The organism is Endozoicomonas sp. ONNA2, from assembly GCF_024606365.1.
GTDB lineage: Bacteria > Pseudomonadota > Gammaproteobacteria > Pseudomonadales > Endozoicomonadaceae > Endozoicomonas.
In genome coordinates, this window is the sequence record NZ_JAHHPO010000648.1 from 1 (window position 1) to 3,310 (window position 3,310).

4 protein-coding genes are annotated in these 3,310 nt (G+C 48.4%); all 4 read left to right on the forward strand.

Annotated elements, in window-relative coordinates:
* The first annotated feature begins 335 nt into the window (after window positions 1–335).
* Genes KDK14_RS11390 through KDK14_RS11400 form a run of 4 tightly spaced genes read left to right on the forward strand, consistent with a single transcriptional unit; the run spans window position 336 to window position 3,262 of the window.
* The gene (locus KDK14_RS11390; protein WP_257265240.1) at window positions 336–950 is read left to right on the forward strand and encodes a hypothetical protein; all 615 of its coding nucleotides are present in this window, start codon (window positions 336–338) and stop codon (window positions 948–950) included.
* Window positions 951–954: 4 nt separating this feature from the next.
* Complete coding sequence (locus tag KDK14_RS11395) at window positions 955–1,215, forward strand: hypothetical protein (RefSeq protein ID WP_257265241.1); 261 nt, start codon at window positions 955–957, stop codon at window positions 1,213–1,215.
* Window positions 1,215–1,547 carry an ankyrin repeat domain-containing protein gene (locus KDK14_RS21745; RefSeq protein WP_373691067.1) on the forward strand — a complete coding sequence of 111 codons (333 nt, stop codon included), beginning with the start codon at window positions 1,215–1,217 and terminating at the stop codon, window positions 1,545–1,547. Before KDK14_RS11395 ends, KDK14_RS21745 begins: the two co-directional genes overlap by 1 nt.
* A gap of 2 nt (window positions 1,548–1,549) precedes the next feature.
* Window positions 1,550–3,262: an ankyrin repeat domain-containing protein gene (locus KDK14_RS11400; RefSeq protein ID WP_257265242.1), complete on the forward strand. Its 1,713-nt coding sequence runs from the start codon at window positions 1,550–1,552 to the stop codon at window positions 3,260–3,262.
* Window positions 3,263–3,310: the final 48 nt, after the last annotated feature.

Sequence of the window (3,310 nt, forward strand, 5' to 3'; positions counted from 1 at the left end):
TTATTCAGTCCGGGAAAATGCCGCCGCCCGCTGCCCGCAAAAGCACAAGTGGTTCAAGCTTTTCGGGAAGCAGGCGGCGGGTAGCGGGTAGCGTCTATAGAAATGTCCAGGTTATTTCAGGACAGCTCTTAAGTATGTGGATAGAGAAAAATACGGGCTAAAACCCATTCAGGTTTCCTGCATGCTTTGACTGGTTTTATTAAGGTAAAGTACCATTTCTGCATTCAGTCATTTGGCAAGATAATGGCTTGCCCGAAACCATATTTATAAGGCGAAATTAGTATAATACAAATATCCAACAGTTATGGTGGGAACTTAATCCCCTGTGACTTGTCATGCTAATTATGAATACGCCACCTTACATTGCCTATCAGGCCAGACTGACCGGTGCAAGCTATACCGCTTCATCTGACGACGGCAGTCCATTAAGGCCAGAGACGACCCTCCCTGTTATAAGCGGGTCTAGTGAAAGGGTGGATTTGGGTGCAGGCCAATCGATTGTAACAAGAGATGCACGAAAGGCTTTATATGCAGAGACTTTCAATCTGGGATTATATCAACATGGTGACACCGAAAGCACCATTCATCTCCCGGATAACAAGGCCAAAAAGTCACCCTGCCCATCAACACGAAAAAGCAGAAAGCCCACCGCCAGCTCCCCTGTCTCTGACACGATCAAACATGAAGACCGGTTAAACTTACTGAATGAAGCCCCGATATTGGCCGCCTGTCGCTACAAACGGATTGCCAGTTTACAGGAGCTACTTGAGGATAAAAAGCCCAGTGAATCTAATATGGCTTTTTTAAATAGTGCCGACAGGTGGGCCCCGTTCCACCTCTCGAATACGCCACCTTACATTGCCTATCAGGCCAGACTGACCGGTGCAAGCTATACTGCTTTATCTGACGACAAGAGTCCGGTAAGACCAGAGACCGCCCCCCCCTGTTAGAAGCGTGTCCATTGAAAGGATGGATTCGGGTGCAGGCCAATCGATCGTACCAAGAGATGCACGAAAGGCTTTACTTGAAGAGACTTTCAACCTGGAATTATATCAACATGGTTGCACCGACAGCGCCATTCATCACCCAGATAACAAGGCCAAACAGTCACCCTGCCCATCAACACGAAAAAGCAGAAAGCCCACCGCCAGCCCCCCTGTCTCTGACACGATCAAACATGAAGACCGGTCAAACCCTCTGAATGCCCCCCGATAATGGCCGCCTGTCACTATAACCGGGTTTCCTTGTCAGACCACTTGCGTTGGGTACCCCCACTTTGTGTTGCTGCCGAGGAAGGGCGTGAGAAAGTCGTGGAGGAGCTGCTGACTGCTCCAGGTAGACTGCCTGAGGATAAAAAGCCTTGTGGGTCTATTATGGCTGTTTTAAATAGTGCCGACAGGTGGGGGAGGACCCCGCTCCACCTGGCTGTCTGGAGAGGGCATGACAAGGTGGTGGCGCAGCCTTTCATGAGCTTTGGAATGCCAAAGACACTCATGGCAAGACCCCTTTCGAGAGTGCTATCCAAAAGGGTGACTGGAACATTCTGAATTTGCGACTGAAATTTGCTGCAAAACTACTGCGCTTGGCTGCGAAAGAGGGCAGCATTGAGCACCTGAAACAGTTGTTGCTGAACTGCCCTGACATTCGGGTGAATTCGAAGGATGACAATGGCTGCACGCCCCTGCACTTTGCTGTCAGCGGCTACAACGGCTTATATGGCGACTACCTCTCATGTGTCAAAGAGTTACTGAGAGTCCCCGGTATTCGGGTCAATGAAAAGGATAACGATGGCTTTACACCCTTGCACTTCGCTGTCCATAACTGCTATGGCTACGGCTTTTACAGCAGAGCCTTATGCGTCTTATTGTTACTGAGAGTTCCCGGTATTCGAGTCAATGAAAAGAACAATGATGGCTGTACGCCCCTCTATGCTGCTGCCTTTAACGGCCAAACCAGGTGCGTCACAGAGTTACTAAATGCCTCCGGTATTCTGGTCAATGAAAAGAATAACAATGGCAGGACGCCCCTGTATGCTGCTGCCCTTAACGGCCAAGCTGAGTGCGTCAAAGAATTACTGAACGCTCCCGGTATTCTGGTTAATGAAATGGATAATGATGGCAGGTCGCCCTTGTACGCTGCTGCCTTTAACGGCCAAGCTGAGTGCGTCAATAAGTTACTGAGCGATCCCGGTATACTGGTCAATGAAAAGGATATTGCTGGCTTTACGCCATTCTGCGCTGCTGCCTACTACGGCCAAGATGAGTGCGTCAAGGAGTTACTGAACGCTCCTGGCATTCTGGCCACAGAAAAGAATAACGCCGGTTGGACACCTCTGTATTGCGCAGCCAGAAAAGGCTGGCCGACTTGCCTGAAATTGTTGATTGCTAACAAAGCAATAAAAATCACGCTTCTGGACGCTGCTCAAAACGGAGAAACCAAGGTTTTGGCTGATATACTACGCCCCCTGAATAGACTGAAAGAGCCTTCAAAGTCTGAGACCATTATGTTAGTTCTGAATGTGGCTGATCGGGATGGTAGGACTCTGTTGTGCCGGGCTACACAATCCGGACACAAAAAAGTTGTAGACTTGTTCCTTGATGCCCTGAATGGTCTTTCAGAAGACAAAAAGGCTGAAGCTACAATTTCGGTGCTGAGTGCGGCAGACAGATTCGGCAGAACACCGTTTTATATGGCTGCTGCTTTTGGCCACGATAAGATTATTACCGAGTTGCTGGTTGCTTTGCATAAACTGGAAGACGCAGAGTTACCGGTTTCTTTTTATTGGTGGGCAAAAACAGGGATGGCAATCGCTGATTTGGTAAACACTGCTGATCTGTTTGGGAAAACACCTACCTCGCAAGCTCGCGCTCGAGGGTATTTCAATATTGTAAGGATTCTGACCAGAGCTTTCCCATTTCAAGTTTACACAGTTGAAAAAGATATCCTATCTCCTAGATGGAGAAAAGTGGATGAAACAGGGGGTACACAAACTGACCTCGAGCTTTTCAACGATGACCTTATGCGCCTGAATACATTGCCAGAAGCAGCGAGGCTGAATGCTGTAATGGCAGTGCTTCATCATGCCAGAGAAGACGAGCTATTGGAGCTGGATGTGTCTGGTCTGGAAAGTTACGACACGCTGGTGGTTAAGATATTGGCAACCATGAGATGGCTGCCAGAAACACCAGAACGCGTATCAAGGAATTATGCAATCCTCAGGCTTATGGATTATATCTGTGGGGACGGTGAAACCGGGTCCTGAATTCAAGTCATAAATGCATAACCCATGACTTTTCTTACATCTATCCCA

Excerpts from the sequence above, each read along its gene's own strand:
- KDK14_RS21745 (WP_373691067.1), top strand. The coding sequence starts at position 1,215 with ATGGCCGCCTGTCACTATAACCGGGTTTCCTTGTCAGACCACTTGCGT.
- KDK14_RS11390 (WP_257265240.1), top strand. The coding sequence starts at position 336 with ATGCTAATTATGAATACGCCACCTTACATTGCCTATCAGGCCAGACTG.